The organism is Chryseobacterium sp. GW821-FHT04C04 (assembly GCF_059420365.1).
This window is the reverse complement of record NZ_JBWKTO010000002.1, coordinates 467,254-488,149: the sequence shown is the minus strand read 5'-3', so window position 1 is coordinate 488,149 and position 20,896 is coordinate 467,254. Positions and strand designations below refer to the sequence as shown.

The following is a 20,896-nucleotide window of genomic DNA, read 5'->3' as shown; positions in this document are numbered from 1 at the left end:
TAGACATTTTTTTTTGGTGTTGGAAACGTAAAGGCGCAAAGAGTTTCATGCGTTATGAAAATTTTAAGGTGCAAGAAAATCTAAGATTTTCAGCAAAGGAAAACATTTAATCTCAGATTATACAGATTGTGCAGATGTTTATGTAAATGAGCACAATCTGCGTGAGATAAAAAATAAACTATACAATGCACAATTTTATCGGAGATAAAATCTTTGTGCTTTAAAGCATAAATTATATCAAAAAACTTGCGTCTTTACGTTTTTCCAAACTTTTCATACAAAAAAAAGACTGCTTCAAAATGAAACAGTCTCTTGTATATTATTTTTCAAGTTGCTTATAGCTTCTCTGTATAAAATCTGTCAGGTCTTTTCCTTTCAATAAATTTTGTGAAAGTTTGGCGAGATCCAAAGCATATTTAATTAGATTGTCTTTCTCTTCAGCATTCTCAGTCTTTAGAATCTGATTAGAAAATTCACTGTTTGAGTTCACCACAAGATTGTACATCTCCGGGAAACCTCCCATACCGAACATACCGCCGCCGCCAGTGGCCTGCATTTCCTTCATTCTTCTCATGAATTCTGGCTGGGTAATCGTAAATGGAGCATCATTGCTGTCAAGATCTTCAAGCTGTACCGTGAATTTAGTATCCTGAATAGCTTCTTCTACGTTCTTTTTTAAAGATTCTTTTTCCGTTTCATTCAGTTTTGAAATAACCGGCTCATCCTTTTTGATCAGGTTGTTCACGTGATCTGCATCTACTCTTGCAAAAGAAATATTGTCTTTTGACGTTTCCAGTTTCTGAATAACATGTGGAGTGATAGGAGAGTCCAATAAAAGAACTTCATATCCTTTATCCTTTGCAGACTGGATGTAACTGTGCTGTTCATCGGCGTTTGTAGCGTATAATACAACCAGTTTGTTGTCCTTATCTGTTTGTGTAGGTTTGATTTTTTCAATCAATTCATCCCAAAGGAAATATTGACCATCTGTAGTAGGATATAGCGTGAACTTGTCTGCTTTGTCAGCAAATTTCTCTTCTGTAATGATTCCGTACTCAATTACGATCTTGATATCGTTCCATTTTTGCTCGTAGTCTTCACGGTTTTCGTTGATTAAAGAAGCCATTTTGTCGGCTACTTTTTTCGTGATGTACGATGAAATTTTCTTTACGGCACCATCTGCCTGAAGATAAGAACGGGAAACGTTTAATGGGATGTCCGGAGAATCAATGACTCCTCTAAGAAGCATCAGGAAATCTGGAACGATACCTTTTACTTCATCCGTTACGAATACCTGGTTTTGGTATAATTGGATTTTATCCTTATCAATATTTAGATTATTGCTCAGCTTAGGGAAGAATAGAACTCCGGTAAGATTGAAAGGATAATCAACATTCAGGTGGATATTGAATAGAGGTTCCTCAAACTGCATTGGATACAGCTCATGGTAGAACTTCATATAATCCTCATTGGTCAGTTCGCTTGGAGCAATTGTCCATGCCGGTACCGGATTGTTGATGATATTGTCTACTTCTTCTGTTTCAGCTACTGCATCTTCAGGAGCATCTTCCGGTAATGGAAGAGTATGTGTTTTAGTCCCGAATTTGATCGGAACAGGCATGAATTTGTTATATTTTAATAACAGCTCACGGATTTTTGTTTCTTCTAAAAATTCTATAGAATCTTCAGCAATATGAAGAATGATTTCTGTACCTCTGTCAGTTTTGTCAGTCGTTTCCTCAAGAGTAAATTCCGGGCTTCCATCGCAGATCCAACGTACCGCAGGTTCATCTTTGTAAGACTTTGTAATAATCTCTACTTTTTCCGCCACCATGAACGCAGAGTAGAACCCAAGACCAAAATGCCCGATAATCCCCGAATCTTTTGCAGAATCTTTATATTTTTCCAGAAACTCTTCAGCTCCTGAGAAAGCCACCTGGTTGATGTATTTCTCAACTTCTTCACCAGTCATACCAATACCTTGGTCGATGATGCGTAAAGTTTTCTGGTCTTTATCAATTTTAACTTCAAGTTTCGGGTTTCCGTATTCCACTTTTGCTTCCCCAATGCCGGTTAAATGTTTCAACTTCAATGTTGCATCAGTAGCGTTGGAGATCAACTCTCTTAAGAATATTTCGTGGTCACTGTAAAGAAATTTTTTAATAAGTGGAAAAATATTTTCCACAGATACATTAATATTTCCTTTAGTCATCATATTTTAGATTTTTTAATTTGCATAATATTTCTCAAAAAAAATACCACGAAGAGGAATGGTGACAGAATGACATTTTTTCGATCGATAAGAAATAGGTTTATGTGCATTTGTCAAAGAAATATCTTACTTTTAATTCTTAAAAATTTTTGAAAATGAAGTTGAAATGTACAGTCTTTATTCTGCTCATAATGACCTGTTGGGTGTATGGACAGAAAAAACCTCTCAACCATTCTGTCTACGATAGCTGGCAAAATATTGGTGCGAGAAAAATCTCAAATGACGGAAAATGGATCGCCTATTCTGTAGACGTTCAGGAAGGAAATCCTAACCTTTCTTTATATTCAGTGAAAAATAAAACTTCAAAGAAGTTTGCAAGAGGAACAAAAGTAGACTTTACAAATGATTCCAGGTTTGCTGTTTTTCAAATCCGTCCGCTGTATAAAGATATAAAAGCGGTAAAGGATAAAAAGCTTAAAAAAAATAAATTAACAAAAGATAGCCTTGCCATCGTTGATTTTTTGAGTGATAAAACGGAGAAAATTCCTAATGTAAAATCATTTAAAATTCCTGAAAAAGCTGGTTCTTACGTTGCTTATCTTCTGGAAAATACAAAAGATAAATCTTCGGATGATGCATCTGATAAAGAAGATGGAGACGAAAATAAAGATGAAGATAAAAATGTAAAGCCTCTGCAGTTGGTTGTGCGAAACCTTTTGGATGGGAAGACTACAACGTATGATAATGTAGTCCGCTATGAGTTTAGTGAAAATGGAAAGCAACTTGCTTTTGTCACTAAGAAGCCTGAGGAGAAAGCCAAGAAGGATAAAAAAGAGGAAAAGGAATCAGCAGATGAAAAATCTGAGGATAAAAAAGATAATGACAAATCAAAGCCGAAGAAATATGCATTTCAAACCGTACAGGTAGTAGATCTGCAAAAAGGAGTGGTAACGAAAATTTCAGAAATGGAAGGTGATTTTTCGCAGTTGTCTTTTGATGAGGAAGGAAATCAATTGGCATTTGTGGGAACTTCTTCTGCACAGAATGATCTGGTGAAATTGTATCAGTTGTATTATTTTAATTTTAAAGGAAATAAAAAAGGAATTGTCACCAATGATCATTCACAAATGAAAAAGAATTGGGTGATTTCTGAAAACCGGTTACCTCTATTCAGCAAAAATGGAAAGCAGCTGTATTTTGGGGTTGCTCCAAAGCCCATTGCAAAAGATACTGCGATGATTGCAAACGACCATGCTGTCGTAGACATCTGGAACTATAAAGATGATTACCTGCAAACGGTACAGTTAAAGGAATTGAAAAATGACTTGAAAAAATCTTACGCTGCTGTAATGCAAACCGAAAAACCGGATTTCTTTAGAAATATTGACAGTGAGGATTTGGATACTCTACGATTGGTCAACGAAGGAAATGCCGAATTTGCGCTAGGTATTACAAGTTTGAATAACCGTATTTCTTCACAATGGGAAGGCTCAACAAAGAAAACCTATTTCCTCATTGATAATAAGACAGGGGAAAGAACGCAAGTTATCCAAAATCTGAACGGCGCGGTAGCTGTATCTCCACTTGGAAAATTCGTCGTGATTTTTGACAGAGAAAAAGGAAAATGGTTGAGCTATAATATTAAAACAAAGAAAACACTTCCATTAAGTAGCGGATTGCCGGTTTCCTTTGTGGATGAGGAGTTTGATATGCCTGATTTTCCAAGTTCTTATGGAATTGCCTCCTGGACGGATAATGATGAGTCGGTGATTATCAGAGACCGTTTTGATCTTTGGGAATTCTTCCTAAACGGTTCGAAAAAACCAAGAAATATCACGAATGGATTTGGGCGTAAAAATAAAATCACATTTGATACCTACGACTTAGATAAAGATATTAAAAGTTTGAACCGTAAATCTTCTATTTATTTGTCAGCATTTGATAATACATCTAAGGCGAACGGAATTTTCAAAACCTCTATTCAGTCGAATTCTGATCCTGTAAAGATTCAGATGGAAAATGTATGGGGATATCGCAGTCTTCAAAAAGCGAAAAATACGGAAGAATATATTTTAGTAAAAGAGTCCTATACTGATTCTCCCAATATTTTTGCCACATCAGATTTCTCAAAACAGCAGAAGCTGAGTGATACAAACCCACAGCAAACCCAGTATAATTGGGGTACAGACGAATTGGTAAACTGGACAACGCCAAAAGGAAATTCATCTACAGGAGTTTTATACAAACCGGAAAACTTTGATCCGAATAAAAAATATCCTATGATTGTCTATTTCTATGAAAAACTTTCGGATAACCTGAACCGTTATGTAGCACCGGCTCCAACGCCTTCAAGATTAAATATTTCTTATTTTGTGAGCAACGGATATCTGGTTTTTACCCCTGATATTTCTTACACTGACGGTTTTCCCGGAGAATCTGCAATGGAATACATTAATTCCGGAGTTGAAAAATTAAAGCAAAATTCATGGGTAGATGGTGCTAAAATCGGAATTCAGGGACAAAGCTGGGGAGGTTATCAGGTAGCCTATCTTATTGCTCATACCAATATGTATGCAGCGGCCTGGAGTGGAGCTCCGGTTGTAAACATGACTTCCGCATATGGGGGGATCCGATGGACTTCAGGGATGAACAGACAATTTCAGTATGAAAAATCGCAAAGCAGATTAGGAAAAAACCTATGGGAAGCACCGGATCTTTATATTAAAAATTCACCGCTTTTTATGATTGATAAAGTGAAAACTCCGGTAGTCATTATGAGTAATGATAAAGATGGAGCAGTGCCTTGGTACCAGGGAATTGAAATGTTTACCGCATTGCGCCGTCTCGGAAAGCCTGTTTGGCTTCTGAATTATAATGGTGATGATCATAATCTTGTAAAGCGCCAGAACAGAAAAGATATCCAAATCCGTGAACAGCAGTTTTTTGATTATTATCTCAAAGGTGCTAAAGCTCCGGCTTGGATGACAAAAGGGGTTCCGGCCACCCAAAAAGGAAAAGATTGGGGATTTGAATTGACAGATGATAAGCCTAATTAATAAAATAATCGGCGGAGCCCAAGGCTCCGCCGATTATTTTTTAGAAAATATTAAAAAAATACGAAGAAGGATAAACTGACACAATGGCATTTTTTTATGATGGATCTGTTGGTCGCTTTTTATTATATTTACCGCCAATTATAAATAACAGTATGGGAATCTTTGATTTTTTTAAGAAGAAAAGTAACAGTCAGGAAAATGTAAGTACTCCGGTTCAGGAAATGGAAATGCCAGAGGAAAAAGTAGTAGAGGAAGTGGTGGAAGAAGTTGTAGAAACAATACCGGAAACCCCATCACAACCAATAGAAGAGCCTAAAATAAATAGTGAGTACGAAAAAATCAAGACTTATAATGATTATATAGTGTATTCTATAGCACTTCAGCTAAGAGGAGAATATACTCCTATTTCTGCCTTTGAAAAAGAAAATGGCGAGGTGGAAGGCTTTGCTTATATGGTAACTGAAGATGCCTATGCGCTTTCTCCACAACAGGCGATTGGGCAAATGGAAGAAAGGTTTGAAAACGAACTTCAGGAAGGTAAGATCAAGTCTTATATGATTTTGTATCACTCTCAGTTTGATCATAATGGTAATCACACTCCGGCAATCCAGGAAGGAGAGTTTAAGGGAATTTCTCTTGCGTATCATTTTGCAGATCATGATAAGGCGAAAACAGGTCTGCCTTATGTTTTCGAAAATCAGAATGTTACATATAAAGGTTTTGCAGAGTTTTCTCATGAAGAAAATAATGCAATCATGAATCATCAGTTGGTTGATGGTAGAGATTATTTCCCGAATACAGAAGGAATTGCAGCTCCTGAAACGACTAACGAAGCAGGAATTATCATAAGAAAATCTAACATTCATAATCTTGTGAATACATGGAGCGGGATTTTTGGGCACGAAAATTTCCAGACTAAAGATTACGGTCAGTATCTGACAAATGTTTTAATGCAATCTACGGTTGCTGATCCGGCTGGTGAGGATAGAAGTAAAACAGAATTTGAAGATGTAAGATTCAAAACCATTGTTACAGATGAGCTTAGCACAATCATTCCGGAAGTAAAAACTGATTATACTTTGGATTTTGAAACAAGGTCAATCAGAGAGTGGGAAAACGCACTGAATTTACAGGCGATTGTCGCTGGTCCGGCCAGAGATACTTTCGGAGTTTGGTTCTTTGCTACCGATTATGCTGAAAACAGAAACAGATATATGACACAGCCTCATCTGAAGGTGAATGTGAGCGGAATTGTTTTCATTCTTGATGTTCATACGAATAATGATCTACCAGACGGTACCAAAATGAGTGAAGACTTCACGACCTATGTACCAAGCCAGGATCTTCCTAATTATGCATGTTTTGATTTTATTGCTCAGCTGGTAGACTTTAAGGAAACAGAATTGCTTGAAGATGGCAGCGTTAAAGGATATATTCTGAAATTGAAATTGATTACCAATGAAGAAAATGAAGACTTCTTCACCATCGATGCTTTTGTCAATAAAGAGAATGTGAGATTAGAAACCCTTACAAAAGGAATGAAGGTAACCGGAGCACTGCAGCTGCAAGGTAAAATTGCTGAATAATTTTTAAAAATATAAAAGCTTAAAGAGGTTGTTCTAAGGAATGACCTCTTTTTTTTATTGTAAATAAAACCTGAAAGATTATTTTAACGCAAAGGAATAAGAGATTCGAAAGTTGATCTTAAGGATGCAAAGAATTGCAACTTTATCACTGATGAAGCACTGAGATATACATTAGCTCAGAAAGAATCAATGAAATTGATTCCCCGTCTTTGCTCTCTTAAAATCTTACGATATACAGATGAAACCTTTGCGTTTAAAAAAACAGCCCTATCCATATTAAAAACAAAAAAGGCAATCATAAGACTGCCTTTTCTGTTATTTTTTTTGAAAAATTATTTCTTTTTCATTTCTTCCTTGATTTTGTTTTCCAATTCCTCAGAAAGATCTGGGTTGTCTTTTAAAACATCTTTTACAGCATCACGTCCCTGACCAAGTTTAGTCTCTTCATAGCTGAACCAAGAACCGCTTTTCTTCACGATTCCCATGTCTACTGCAGTATCAAGAATTTCACCTACTTTAGAAACTCCTTCACCATACATGATATCGAATTCTGCCTGTTTGAAAGGAGGTGCTACTTTGTTTTTCACAATCTTCACTTTCACACGGCTACCAATAGCTTCGTCTCCTTGTTTGATTGGTGCACTCGCTTTTCTGATATCAATTCTTACAGAAGCGTAGAACTTAAGAGCGTTACCTCCGGTAGTGGTTTCAGGGTTTCCGAACATCACACCGATTTTTTCTCTCAACTGGTTGATGAAAATTACAGTACATTTTGTTCTTGAAATGGTAGCAGTCAATTTTCTTAATGCCTGAGACATCAATCTTGCGTGAAGTCCCATTTTAGAATCTCCCATTTCACCTTCGATCTCTGCTTTTGGTGTAAGCGCAGCAACAGAGTCAATCACAACGATATCAATCGCTCCTGAACGGATCAGGTTATCTGCAATTTCTAAAGCCTGCTCTCCGTTATCCGGCTGAGAAATGATAAGGTTTTCAAGATCAATTCCTAATTTTGCAGCATATGTTCTGTCGAAAGCGTGCTCTGCATCAATGAATGCTGCAATACCGCCTGCTTTTTGAGCTTCAGCAATAGCATGAAGGGTCAAAGTTGTTTTACCTGAAGATTCAGGACCATATATTTCAATGATTCTTCCTTTTGGATATCCACCTATTCCTAAGGCAATATCTACTCCTAAAGAACCGGAAGGAATTACTTCTATTGTATTGTCTACGGCATCATCTCCCAAAGTCATTACAGTCCCTTTCCCGTATGTTTTATCTAACTTGTCAAGCACTAGTGCAAGTGCTTTTTTCTTATCATCAATGTTACTCATCGCTATTAAAATAATTTCTCAAAAATACATAATTTAAATATCAAAAGCTAATATTATTTGTATCTGGAATCTGTTTTTAGAGTTAAAAAATGATAAAGTTTTATGAGTGATGTTATTCATAACGAATGAGATGCAGAATGTGGTATCAAGGAATATTAAAAAAATAAATTTAAGATAAGAAAGTTATCGTTGGAAGCAATAAACAGGAGGCTGGAAGCTAGTATTGAATGAATTATTTCTCGTTTTCATAACTTATTAATGAGTACAACCATCGTTTTATCCCTATCCAATATAAAAAATGCTTATCTTAAAACCTTGTTTTAAAGATCATACTATGGACAGAAAATTAAAACTATTTCTGATTAAATCTTTTGCTGTATTAGCAGTCATACACCTGGCTTATTTTATTTACGGATATATAAAGTTTGAAGGTGTTCAAAAAATTGATATTTATACAGAATTTTATCGATTCAAGTTTTATGATGATGTCTCCATTTCTCATTTTTTCATATCGGGTCTTTTTTTGTTTTTCTTTGTGATTATACTTCTTAGAAATCATTCCAAAAAAAGAGATAAACTTTCAAAAATTGTGAGAATCGGGATTATACTTCTGTTGGTATCTTTTTTCTCACTGACTTTTTTCATCAGTTATAGTTTTGGACTAAATGCAAAACTACGAACTGAATTGCCTGAAAAGGATCTTAATAAAGACAAGACGTTACTGAATGTCTTACAGCCTTTTTTATACAACTACACTTCCTACAGTTCAGAGAAACTGTTTAATCCCGAAAATATTTTATATCCCAAACCTTATCCTGTGATTGAGGTGAGAGATACGATCTACTACGATCCGGACAATAAGGATTACTATTCAACACAATCCAGCTATTACAGTATTGACACACTAAGAATGCTGAGTACCAATCATGAAAAATTAAATAATAAAACGAAACTGGTGCTTGATTTTCTTGGGCTTGATGCCAAGGAGCTGGAAAAAAGAATTATTTCCAAAAAGGAGATAGGGGATAGTACCGAAATTATATTTAAAGGAGCAGAGGTGCATCCTCAATACGATGAGAAGATGTGTATTTTTCTTGAAAACAAAAGTTTGTTTTCTCCATTGCATACAATCCCTGAACATCAGCAGCAATATCAAAATGCAGTCAAAAGGTACAATTTGCTTTACAAATATAAACAGGATTCACTCCTTTATTCATTTCAGAGGCTGAATGTCCTTTTAAAAAAATATAATATAGAAACGCATATCGTTCCGAAAGAGCTGACTAAAGATGTTTTTTATTACAGGGATCGCCAGCAAGAGCCTTTGAATGAGATAAGAAATACTTACGAAAGAAATAACTTAAAAGAGAAATTTGCCACCCTTGACCGATTGTTCTACAAACCGAATTATCTTCATCCTTCCATCATGGGAATTTTCATCGGTGTTGTTATTAGTGTCTGGTTTATCTTATTTTTATTGTATCTGATCTGGAATTTAACGAGAAGGAAACTTTCTTCGGGTGACTTTAAGGGAAGTGAATAAATGTAAGATTGTATCTTTTTTTAATCAAATTGAGTGATGTCAATTTTCAGATTGACATCACTAGCAGTCTCTGGTTTCCTTCAAAAACTGAGTTTTTAATGAAAATTAGAATTTTTGGTGATGTTCAAATAGTCTTCCAATACTTTCATTTGATCCTTATTCCCCCTTTGTATTCTTGCTTTCCGGCTTACCAAACTGTCGTAAATTTTGTTGAAAAGTATTTTCGATTTTGGAAACAGGTTTTTGTAGGAAACTTCCGGGATCTCTAATCTTTTGCAGACCTCGTCATCCAGCAAAAACCAGGTACAGCAAATGTGCAGGTATCTTAAGTTTTTTCTTTGAAACTTAAATTTTAAAATAGGATTTTCCAGGGACTCATTCAGTAAAGAATGGGCAAGAAGAATAGAATCTTTATCTGAAGGCGGCTGAACAGAAGTCCATAAATAAAAATACTCAGCAGCCTGTTTCTTGTCGTCTGGAAGAAGCTGTTCCGGAATTCCCAAAAGATAACCTACATATTTCCAAAGGTGGAACATTCCTTGTTCTTCTTCAATGGAAAAACTATTTCCCAGTTTTTGGAGACTGTGAAGGAATACCAGGCTGAACCCGATATAGGTTGCCATCATGTCCCAGGAATTGATGGGCTCACCCCAATTCTCAGTGTCCCAGTCTTTGTAATGTTTTTTTATGGAAAGTCTTGCATAGGAGTGAATCAAGCGGGTTTTTATGGCAAACTCATACCCTTTTGCGTGAAGTTCCAATGCATTGTAACGGGTTGCATTCACCCAGAAATCCAGTGTTTCTGAAAGACGTTTTACCGCTCCTTTTTTCAAGGCTTCTGTTACAATGAGTGGTTTATTGAGGTACGCGTAATCGTAACCGCCAATGAGACAGTAATCCCTTAGGGAAATTAAAGAGTCAAGGTTACTTCTCATGCAAAGTTCAGCGCCACTTTTGAGCAGATTGTAATCAAGCCAATTGGGAACTTTCTGCGTCTGGCTGAACATTTTTTTTACACTTTCAGGAACTGAATCTGTTTCGGAAACCCCATTCCTTATGTAATGTTCAATTTCTTTGGAAGCTTCATTAAATTTCTTAGTGAAATAAACCTCCTTTACAACCTCGTCGCCAATTTCATCTACATGATAAAAAAAGGACGCGAATTTTTCAAAATTTTCAAAACTCACTTCTGCTCCGGAAAATTCAATAAGCAGTTTTCCGTTACCTTTTTCCCAGAAATCCTTGAAATGTGGAGAATCTTTAAACCTTGGTTGTATCATGTTCATTCCTTTACCTATAAAAGTACAAGTTTTATGCTGAAGTTCTTTGGTGAGATTTATCAGGATTGTGATGAGCTGTTTATAGGTATCCCCATTCAAAGGTCTTTTTGATAAGTTCAGAGCTGTTTTTGCAGTCAGATTTTCTTAAAATATTTTTTCTGTGGGTGCGTACGGTTTCTTCCGAGATATGTAACAGATTGGATATTTTTCCTGTTGGGTATCCTTTCGCAATACAATTAATGATCTCAACTTCTCTTTTGGTAAAAATGACGAAGGTAGATGCAGGAGATTTATTGTGTTCCATCCACTGCATCTGATGGAAATCTTCCCGTCCGTTAATTCCGGATACAAGTACAATATAAGAATTTTGGTGGGTGATGTGTTCAATATTGGTATGGATATTAACTGCCTGCAAAAGCCTGCCATTTTCATCTTTGTAGGTGTGTAAAGCCTGATGATGAAAGAGTTCATAATTTCCTTTTGAAGTTCTCATCCTGAAACAGTAGCTGGTTTTCAGTTCCTGTTGGTAATCAAAACCATCTATTTCCTTTATTTTTTCTATGGACATTCTCTCTGCTTCCATCACAAATTCCACATCGTCAGGATGGATGAGGTCTATAATTTCTTTCAGATGTATGGGATATTTATTAAGACCATGTACTGTTAAAATATCTTCGTGATGATCACAGATGATGGTGCTGTCTGCGAAATTAATGACATAATAATAGAATCGCCCCGGAGCAAAAACTTCTCCGATAATGTTTTCAATCGTTGGGACGGGCAATATTCTGTTGTCATTCTGTAAAATTTCTGGATAGTCATTCCATACTTTAATGAGGGGATGCGGTTTTTTTGCATGAGTCAGATGTTTTTTCTCCATTGGTTAATGTTTTCTTAAAAATAATAAAATTATGTTAAAAAATCACCCTTTTGTGGTATTTCATGTGGTAGGAAAGTATTGTAGTTTTAAATAAAACTAATGACCATGGAAACTTAATTTATAGAACATTCCGGTTTAGGGTGATAATTCAACCCTTTTCTCATGATCATTCAAAAAATTTTAATCTGAAAAATAAATAACCATGAAAACAAAAATTGTATTGCTGTTTCTGCTCGGATGGGTGGGGATGGTTTGTGGGCAGGTCAAATTATTATCTGAGCGTACTTCAAAAGATTTTCCATATCTGCAAAAATCAAATACAGCAGATGATTTTTTGAAAAAATTAAAAGATAATTCTAATAAAAAAGAATTAGAAAGTTTAATAAAAACACACACGGGTTTAACTTTAATAGAGATAAATCAAAATACCATCTCTGGAGAGGAGGAGGAACTAAGAAATGAGAATATATATATAACAGGAGGAAATGAACAAGATTCAATATTTATAAATCTAAAAAACGCTAAGGCATTTGTAATAAATGGTAAAAATAATAAAAAATTGTTCTTTTATTCTAAAGGTGGGATCTTTTTAATAGAAACAAACAAAAAAGCATATAAGAACATTATTAAGGATAGATTGAATATAGCATATGAAAATATAGCATATAAATGTGAAGGAATTAATGCCAAAACAATTCATGATAGTGTCTTTGCAGGTGATATGAAAACACTTAAAAATGCAATTATATTGAATTCAGCAGATAATGTAACAAATAATAATGCTATTGCTTTTACAAGTGGAAACGATACGAAATTAAGTATTGGAGCTAATTTCAATAATGGAAAACGGTGGTTTTTTAATGTTAGTGCATATACTTCAAACGTAAATAGTGGCTTCTTCTATTCGGATAAATCTTGGAAGACAGACGTAGGTGGAACCTTTACCATTAATAAAGTAATTCTTAAGGAATCAAAAAGTTTTAATCAAGATTCTTGTAATGTTTTATATAAAAAAAGAAATAATTATTATAATGATATTCTTATTAATGAGTATAAAAAATTATACAAAGCTGATTTTAAAAAAGAATTAGATCGCTGGAAAGGAGAGAAAACAAAGATTGAAAATCAGCCTAGTTATACAATAGAAGATAGAAAAAAAATTAAGGAAATTGAAGGAAATATTAAGACCTTAGAAGGAGAAATGAAGCATTATGAAAAAATAGTAGCTGACCCCGCTAAATACATTAACGATAGTATTATTGCATTTGATAAGAAGAATATTAATATTCTTAGAGGAGGTAGATTACATTGGATTAAAGTAACTCTTGATGTTTATAATCAGAATGTAGGATTTGATACTGCAAAGGTTAAAAAAATTGTTTCATCTGAGAATCAAATTAAAAATTATCTTCGATCTAATATTAGTATATCATATAATCTTAATCAACAAAATAGTCGCATATTTAAAGGGCTAAAGTTTAAATGGATAAATCTTCAACTTTTTTCAAATATTATATTAGGAAATCTTTTAGATGCTAATATTGGTAGTGATACGCCGATTCTGAAAACAATAGATTCTGAAACATTTATAGTAGATAAAAATGAAAGAATGTTAGGAAAGTATTCTTATTTAAGTAAAGCTTTTTGGACTTTACAATCTGGTTTACAGGCATCAGCTTTTGTTACGAATTACTTTGGTTTTACAGTTTATGGTTACCATACGTTTGCTTTACAAAACATGGATTATATGGATTATAGAAATAAATACGCTCTCCAAGGAGGTCTAATCTTTAGAATAAACGATGAAGAAGATGTGAACAAAGCAACTTTTAGGGTGATGGCAGGTGTAGATAATGAGCCATATCATACAAGAGCTTTGAAAAATAGTTTTATGGTTAAAGTAAGTATAGGTATTCCTTTCGGGCTATTTATCAAAAGCAAAAAAGAAAAATAAAACAAAAAACCTTCCCATCGGGAAGGTTTTATATTATTTATCGCTTATTACGTATTATAAAGAAGCAGCGTGTACAAGCATATCCACTAATTTATTAGAGTAACCCATTTCGTTGTCATACCAAGAAACAAGTTTCACGAAGTTAGGAGAAAGCATAATACCAGCATCTTTGTCGAAGATAGAAGTTCTCTTATCTCCTACGAAGTCCTGAGATACTACTGCATCTTCAGTATATCCTAGGATCCCTTTCAATTCACCTTCAGAAGCAGCTTTGATTACTGAACAAATTTCTTCATAAGAAGCAGATTTTTCAATTCTCACTGTTAAATCTACTACAGAAACGTCAACAGTTGGTACTCTGAAAGACATACCTGTTAATTTTCCGTTTAATGAAGGGATTACTTTTCCTACCGCTTTAGCAGCACCTGTAGAAGAAGGGATGATGTTGTTTAGAGCAGCTCTACCACCTCTCCAGTCTTTTACTGAAGGACCGTCAACAGTTTTTTGAGTAGCTGTTGTAGCGTGTACAGTTGTCATTAAACCTTCTACGATTCCGAAGTTATCGTGGATTACTTTAGCTAAAGGAGCTAAACAGTTTGTCGTACAAGAAGCGTTTGATAAAATTTTGATATCATCAGTAAGTTCCTTGTGGTTTACACCCATTACGAACATTGGAGTATCATCTTTAGAAGGAGCAGAAAGGATCACTTTCTTTGCACCTGCATTGATGTGAGCCTGAGCAGTATCTTTAGATAAGAAAAGACCTGTAGATTCTACGATATAGTCAGCACCGATTTCGTTCCACTTTAGGTTGTTAGGATCTCTTTCAGCAGTTACTCTGATTCTTTTCCCGTTTACTACAAGATCATTTCCTTCTACAGAAACTTCACCTGGGAAAATACCGTGTACAGAGTCATATTTTAACATGTAAGCCATGTATTCTGCATTGATTAGGTCATTGATTCCTACAACTTCAATGTTGTCTCTTTCAGTCATTGCTCTGAAAACAAGACGTCCAATTCTACCAAAACCGTTGATACCTACTTTAATTGTTGACATAATAGTTTGTTTTTATTAGATTATAAAAATAATTAGATTGCTAAAATTTCTGAAATCAGCAAAAGATCGCTATTGATTTCGTTATGTTTTTTAATGGCTTCTTCAATAGGCGTATACGTCAAATCATTGGAACGCATTCCTGCCATCACATTGCTTTGTCCATCCATTAATCCTACTACGGCACCATATCCAAGTCTGCTTGCTAAAACTCTGTCTGCACAGCTTGGAGAACCTCCTCTCTGCATATGTCCCAAAATTGCTACACGAATGTCATAATCAGGGAATGTAAGCTTTGTTTTTTCTGCAAGTTCATAAACGTTGGCTAATTTTTCACCTTCCGCTACCACGACGATGCTTGATGCCTTTCCTGTTTTTTCAGCATTTCTGAATTTCGCAAAAAGCTCATCAATACTATCCTTTTTCTCAGGAATTAGGATATCTAAAGCACCTGTTGCCAATCCACTGTTTAAAGCAATGAAACCGGCATCACGACCCATTACTTCCACAAAGAAAACTCTGTTATGGGAAGTTGCCGTATCACGGATTTTATCAATGGCATCCATTGCAGTATTCAATGCAGTGTCGTAACCGATGGTGTTATCTGTTCCGAAAATATCATTGTCGATCGTTCCCGGAATACCGATTACTCTGATCCCGAATTCTTCATTAAAGATTTTGGCACCGGTAAACGTTCCGTCTCCCCCAATACATACCAATCCGTCTATTCCAAGCTTTACGCAGTTGTCGTAAGCTTTCTGACGGCCTTCTTTCGTTCTGAATTCAGCGGATCTGGCAGACTTTAGAATTGTTCCACCCTGGTTGATTATATTTTTTACGGAACGTGCTCCCATTTTCAGGAAATCATCATTGATAAGGCCATTGTAGCCTTCTCTCACTCCGTAACATTCGATATTATAGTAATTGGCGGTTCTTACCACGGCTCTTAATGCCGCATTCATACCCGGAGAGTCACCTCCTGAAGTAAGAACTGCAATCTTTTTTACAGCACTCTCTTTCATCAAGTAAAAAATTTCGAACACAAATTTACAAAAACAAGTTCAGATTATCGTAGTAACTTTCCAATAGTTTTGAATATAAATTATTAAAAGCTTCTGAAGTTTGTAGGTTTAAAAATATATCGCGCCGTTTTCGTTTCTGCAGCATCGATGTCAAGGTCATACCAGGGTGTAAAATAAGGATTAAATGGATTTGAGAGCACATGAACAGACTGAGCCGGCGTAAATCCTTCACTTAGCAAGAACAACTTTTTTCCTTCCTGATTTCTGCAGACACCGGAAATAAAAACAATATGCCCCGGACTGCCTGGTGTGATCAGAATATCTCCGGTTTTCAGATCAGAATATCTCGTTACCGGCTTCGTTTCTTTATGTAATGAAATCGTTCCGGCATAATTGAAAATCAGATCCAGATAGTCTCTGAAACTATGATAAGAATCGTCAAAAGCTGCCGTTTTTCTGAAACTTACGGAATTTCCGCTGACAAAAGCTCTGAGTCCGTTTTTATAATCATTCCAGGAAAACAGGTCTCCGCTTGTAAAATGAAATTTTATTTCATCAAATTTTTTTGCTTTATAAAGATATTCAGCTCTCATGCGAATGGCAGCATCAGCGCATTGCTGGAGATCCTTATTTCCAGTGTCAAGATCAAAAACAGCTTCATGAAGATGTTGGGTAGAAATAGGAGTGCCATCATATTTCAAAATCTGAGTTCCATAAGGTTTCAGTTTGAAATTTTCAATAAAATATCCGAAAGAATCTTGTTTTTCTTCCACCCATGTATATCCTTTTGGAGGAGAAAATCTTTCGCGGATGGTATTTTTACCTTTATGGATATATAAAGCATTTTCTGCTGTCGAAATTTCGTTTTTATCAGACTTTTTTAAGAGTCTGCCATTCGGTTTTTCTTTATTACAGCTCAAAGCTAACGAAGCAATGAGAAGATTCAATATAATTTTTTTCATTATTAAGAATGTTTGTGTTGAAATTTTTAACATTAAGCAGCTTTAAAATTAAGTATTCAAATCATTGTTTATCAATTGTATAATAATATTAATGAAAATGAAAATAAATCATTCATTTTCTGATAGATTGGAAAGGAATATGTAATTTCAAGCGTTTATTTTTAATAATGTAAATATGGTAAAATATCTATTTGTTTTTTTATTGGGTTTCTGGGTTAATATCTTTTCACAAAATACCACAGAGAAAGTATTGTTTATTGGAAATAGTATGACCTATTTTAATAATATGCCGGATATATTTTCCGGTATTGCCCAGTCAAAAGGAAGGACCATCCAGACTGTTCAGCATACTCCAGGGGGGACAGGTTTTGTAGATCATGTAAGCAACAGCACATTATATGATATTATCAGAAGCAATGTTTTTGACAAAGTGGTCATGCAGCCGGGTACAGGTGAATCCGGGGGAGCTAGTTTTCCTGTCAGTGTTACAGCGCAAAGAGGAAACCGTATAAAAGATTCTATCAAAAAATACAGTCCATGCGCCCAGATCTTTTTATATGAAATCAGCAATGGAATAGCTTCTGCCAATGCTTATCCGAACTATTATATCACCCAGCAGAAGATCAGAGATTCTATACACAAGATGTCCGGATTGATGCAGATTCCGATGATTCCTGCCGGGGAAGCTGCCAAGAAGCATTATCAGAGTACTCAGGATCTTCGTTTACATTCCAGTTATGGAGATGTACATCCAAATTTGAATGGCAGCTACTTAATCGCTTCTGCTATATATGCTTCAATTTATCAGGAAAATATATCTCAAAGCTCTTATCTTGCCGGAGTTTCACAGGCTGATGCCGGATATTTTCAGGGAATTGCAGATGATGTTGTTCTTAACCATATCAACGACTGGAATCTTTCAAGTTTTAATCTTTTTTCAAATTTTAATTATAATATGAATGGTCTGAATGTGAATTTTCAGAACCAATCTGTAAACTTCACGAATGTTTTATGGAATTTTGGAGATGGTGCCACTTCTGTACAACAGAATCCGGTTCACCAGTTTGCAGTCCCTGGTACTTATAATGTAAGCCTATCTGCTTTTAGTGGGAACTGTCAGATAACTAAAATTAAACAAATTTCAATATCTCAATTATCTGTTAGTGAGGTGAATAGTAAAAAGCTGAAAATATATCCAAATCCTGCAACAGAATTTTTTAAAATTGAGAGTGCAGAACTTATTTCAGCTATAGAAATTTACACAGCTTCAGGAAATATGGTAATGAAAAAGAAAAATATCAGATCAAAAGTGTATCAGGAAGAAGTTTCCTCATACAGTTCTGGAATTTATTTTATTAAAATCCTTTTGGAGAATTCAGGCTGGGTACATTATAAGCTCATCAAGGAGTAATTGATAGGAAAGAGAGCTGTCAGTTTGAAAATCTCACGCGATACTATTTTTATTTCTCTCAAATGTAACCGATTTTATAGAAGTCAGTGGAAAACCACACCTATATTACATTTGAGAGAGATAAATTGACTGGCCGCATTTACCTGTTTTCATTAATAGGAATTAAAAGTTTTCCCCAATCGTTTAACTGCCAAAGAATCCCAACCAATTTTTGTCCAAGTTCTGTAAGGGTATATTCCACGCGTGGCGGCAGCTCATTAAATGATTGCTTTTCCAGAATACCGTCTTCTACCATTTCGTTGAGTTGCTGATTCAGAACTCTTCGATCAACTTTAGCGATTCCCCGAAGAAACTCACTCGGACGTTTTTTTCCTTCATTGATCTGCCATACAATAGGAATTTTCCATTTTCCACTAATTGTATTCACGGCTACTTCTAATGGACAAATTTTATTTCCTTCAGCTCTTTCCTTAGTTTCCATAAAATTGACTTTTTTATCCCTATGGGTGAAAAATATGCGGTATTGCTTATATTCACTTAGTTTCAGATTTTTGTAAAATTAATCATAAAAGTACTATGACAGAAAAACGAAAAGGCGCCCGCTCTATCAAAGAGATCCCTCCGGATATTTTAGAACAATTGAATCGGGGAGACATTGAAACGGCAAATCTTACAGAGTGGCTTGCAGTAGATCAGAAGCTATTGTTAGAAAATTTACTTCAACAGAATAATCGTACAGAATATTTGATGCCGGTTTTAGAAAATGTTGACCAACTGAAAAAGCAAACTGTTAATACCCTTAATGAAGCTATCGGGGTTGGACTGCTTACTTTGGCAACAAAAAATAACGATGATGAATTTCTACAGAAACTCTCAACCCATCCGGCAGATCTGGTACGTTGCTGGGCTGCTTATACCGTTGGAAGAAATGATGCATTGAAACTTAATGAAAAATTAAACAGAATCCAGGCATTCGCTTGTGATACTCATTTTGGAGTGAGGGAAATCTGCTGGATGACGGTACGGCCTGATATCTCAAAAAATCTTGACGAAAGTTTATCCATTTTATTAGAATGGACTCGGCATGACAATGAAAACGTCAGACGCTTTGCCAGTGAATCTACCAGACCAAGAGGAGTTTGGTGTGAGCATATCAATGCTTTAAAACAAAATCCGGGATTAGGACAGGAGATTTTAGAACCCTTACGATCCGATTCTTCCAGATATGTGCAGGACAGTGTCGGCAATTGGCTGAATGATGCCAGTAAATCACAACCCGAGTTTGTCGTAGAAATCTGTGATGAATGGCTTCGGGAAAGTCCGACAAAAGAAACACAATATATCATCAAGAAAGCCCTGCGAACCATCAAAAAGTAAAAGTTATCCACAAAAAGCAAATGCTGATTTCACTTTTTATCATATATATTACAGATTTACATACGTTTATATAACCTTTCTGTACTCCTTATTCTCTTAAGGAATGACTTTATTTGCTCAGTTTTTAAATGTAGAATATTATTGAAATAGTTTCAATGTTAACTATTTGTTAACTGGAAAAAGTTATCCACAATATGAGTTTTCGATTAATGTGAATTATATCTGTCATAAAATGAGTCAATTAAATAATATGCTTCATAAAAGAGCTAGAAATGCTTTATTTTTTCGTCGAAATATAAAGTTATCCACAATATGGAATTATTGATTCAGATTTTAGACTGATATAATAAGAATACAGGAGGAAATTGATTACGAAAATTTATGTGATCAGCTTAATCGACGAGAACACAATTAAATTTTTTGAGGATCTTTTTACCATTTCTCAGTCAGATACTTCCAGTATCTTTTGGGGACATGCTGAATATGAAGCTTCATATTTTTCCGTTCAACAATGTTGGTTTTTGTAAAATATCGCTGCCAAAGAGTCTGGTAATTTTTTTCCTCATCATGGAATTTCTGCTGATACTGATTGAAATCCAGCTTTTCATCAGGAGAGAAGAAATCACAGCTTTCCAGGTCATAAAGGATGCCGTAATTTCTCCGTAAATCGTAAATCATCCATTTCTGATCCTGATAGCGATCATTAAAATGTTTTCTGATCAATGGCAGAACATTGAAGTCGGGATCTATTTTAGCGAAAAAAACATCATCTTTCATTTTTTCAAAACGGACAAAAGCAGTCATTCGGTGTCTTTCTCTATCCACAGATTTACAGATTTTAGAAATTTTTAAAATATCAGGGTCTGCAAAATTTTCAAGAACATTTATTGCCGGATGTTTGATGGATTGTCTGACAGCAGATAAAATGAGGTTTTCAAGAGCTGGATCTTCAGATAAAAAAACTTTTAAAAGCTGATGAATTCCGGATTTTCCGATATTTTGTTCCAATTTATTGACAACTCTCTCAGATTTTTCTGGCTGGGTAATGACTTCATGAATCTCTGCGAAAATATTTTCCTGATGAAATCTTTCCCTGTTTGTAATTTCAACGTCTTTGTAACGATATTCGAAAACTTCAAATATCGCTGTGAAAAGACCGTCAAAACTTCCGTCGTAGAGTAGGGTTGTCATGTATTTAATTAAAATTTAAAATTGAGTTGGTT

General features: G+C 35.2%; 15 protein-coding genes. 6 read left to right on the top strand and 9 right to left on the bottom strand.

The features are described 5' to 3' along the window. Positions 1 to 319: 319 nt before the first annotated feature. Entirely contained in the window at positions 320 to 2,212 is a 1,893-nt protein-coding gene (gene htpG / locus AC07UM_RS08345; protein ID WP_494682291.1) for a molecular chaperone HtpG, read from the bottom strand. 155 nt (positions 2,213 to 2,367) lie between these two features. Here htpG and AC07UM_RS08340 point away from each other — a divergent pair, with 155 nt between their 5' ends. Continuing rightward, positions 2,368 to 5,268, top strand: coding sequence for an alpha/beta hydrolase family protein (locus AC07UM_RS08340; RefSeq protein ID WP_494682036.1), 2,901 nt, complete (start codon positions 2,368 to 2,370; stop codon positions 5,266 to 5,268). Positions 5,269 to 5,420: 152 nt separating this feature from the next. After that, positions 5,421 to 6,854 (top strand): hypothetical protein, encoded by a 1,434-nt coding sequence (locus AC07UM_RS08335; protein WP_494682035.1) that lies wholly within the window; start codon positions 5,421 to 5,423, stop codon positions 6,852 to 6,854. A gap of 332 nt (positions 6,855 to 7,186) precedes the next feature. Here the strand turns inward: AC07UM_RS08335 and recA are convergent, their stop codons facing one another. Then, entirely contained in the window at positions 7,187 to 8,188 is a 1,002-nt protein-coding gene (recA, locus tag AC07UM_RS08330) for a recombinase RecA (protein ID WP_103233584.1), read from the bottom strand. Between the two features lie 334 nt (positions 8,189 to 8,522). Here recA and AC07UM_RS08325 point away from each other — a divergent pair, with 334 nt between their 5' ends. Continuing rightward, positions 8,523 to 9,731, top strand: coding sequence for a hypothetical protein (locus AC07UM_RS08325; protein ID WP_494682034.1), 1,209 nt, complete (start codon positions 8,523 to 8,525; stop codon positions 9,729 to 9,731). Positions 9,732 to 9,826: 95 nt separating this feature from the next. Here AC07UM_RS08325 and AC07UM_RS08320 read toward each other — a convergent pair whose 3' ends face one another. After that, positions 9,827 to 11,017: an oxygenase MpaB family protein gene (locus AC07UM_RS08320; protein ID WP_494682033.1), complete on the bottom strand. Its 1,191-nt coding sequence runs from the start codon at positions 11,015 to 11,017 to the stop codon at positions 9,827 to 9,829. A 73-nt stretch (positions 11,018 to 11,090) separates the two neighbouring features. Beyond that, positions 11,091 to 11,891 (bottom strand): response regulator transcription factor, encoded by an 801-nt coding sequence (locus tag AC07UM_RS08315; protein WP_494682032.1) that lies wholly within the window; start codon positions 11,889 to 11,891, stop codon positions 11,091 to 11,093. A 202-nt stretch (positions 11,892 to 12,093) separates the two neighbouring features. Between AC07UM_RS08315 and AC07UM_RS08310 the strand changes: the two genes are divergently transcribed. Continuing rightward, a complete protein-coding gene (locus AC07UM_RS08310) occupies positions 12,094 to 13,845 on the top strand; it encodes a hypothetical protein (protein ID WP_494682031.1) in 1,752 nt (583 codons plus the stop codon). A gap of 54 nt (positions 13,846 to 13,899) precedes the next feature. Here AC07UM_RS08310 and gap read toward each other — a convergent pair whose 3' ends face one another. The 3 genes from gap to AC07UM_RS08295 all read right to left on the bottom strand — a co-directional run bounded on the left by gap (position 13,900) and on the right by AC07UM_RS08295 (position 16,885). Then, positions 13,900 to 14,904, bottom strand: coding sequence for a type I glyceraldehyde-3-phosphate dehydrogenase (gene gap, locus AC07UM_RS08305; RefSeq protein ID WP_103233591.1), 1,005 nt, complete (start codon positions 14,902 to 14,904; stop codon positions 13,900 to 13,902). Between the two features lie 32 nt (positions 14,905 to 14,936). Beyond that, positions 14,937 to 15,923, bottom strand: coding sequence for a 6-phosphofructokinase (gene pfkA / locus AC07UM_RS08300; protein WP_124535025.1), 987 nt, complete (start codon positions 15,921 to 15,923; stop codon positions 14,937 to 14,939). A gap of 83 nt (positions 15,924 to 16,006) precedes the next feature. Continuing rightward, positions 16,007 to 16,885 (bottom strand): DUF4846 domain-containing protein, encoded by an 879-nt coding sequence (locus tag AC07UM_RS08295; protein WP_494682030.1) that lies wholly within the window; start codon positions 16,883 to 16,885, stop codon positions 16,007 to 16,009. Positions 16,886 to 17,060: 175 nt separating this feature from the next. On the opposite strand from AC07UM_RS08295, the gene AC07UM_RS08290 reads away from it, so the two are divergent. Then, a complete protein-coding gene (locus tag AC07UM_RS08290; protein ID WP_494682029.1) occupies positions 17,061 to 18,296 on the top strand; it encodes a T9SS type A sorting domain-containing protein in 1,236 nt (411 codons plus the stop codon). 139 nt (positions 18,297 to 18,435) lie between these two features. On the opposite strand, the gene AC07UM_RS08285 is transcribed toward AC07UM_RS08290, so the two are convergent. After that, positions 18,436 to 18,777, bottom strand: coding sequence for a winged helix-turn-helix transcriptional regulator (locus AC07UM_RS08285; protein ID WP_494682028.1), 342 nt, complete (start codon positions 18,775 to 18,777; stop codon positions 18,436 to 18,438). Between the two features lie 95 nt (positions 18,778 to 18,872). On the opposite strand from AC07UM_RS08285, the gene AC07UM_RS08280 reads away from it, so the two are divergent. Continuing rightward, positions 18,873 to 19,673, top strand: coding sequence for a DNA alkylation repair protein (locus AC07UM_RS08280; RefSeq protein WP_494682027.1), 801 nt, complete (start codon positions 18,873 to 18,875; stop codon positions 19,671 to 19,673). A gap of 432 nt (positions 19,674 to 20,105) precedes the next feature. On the opposite strand, the gene AC07UM_RS08275 is transcribed toward AC07UM_RS08280, so the two are convergent. After that, on the bottom strand, positions 20,106 to 20,864 hold the full coding sequence (locus AC07UM_RS08275) for a TIGR03915 family putative DNA repair protein (RefSeq protein ID WP_494682026.1): 759 nt from the start codon (positions 20,862 to 20,864) through the stop codon (positions 20,106 to 20,108). Between the last annotated feature and the right edge of the window lie 32 nt (positions 20,865 to 20,896).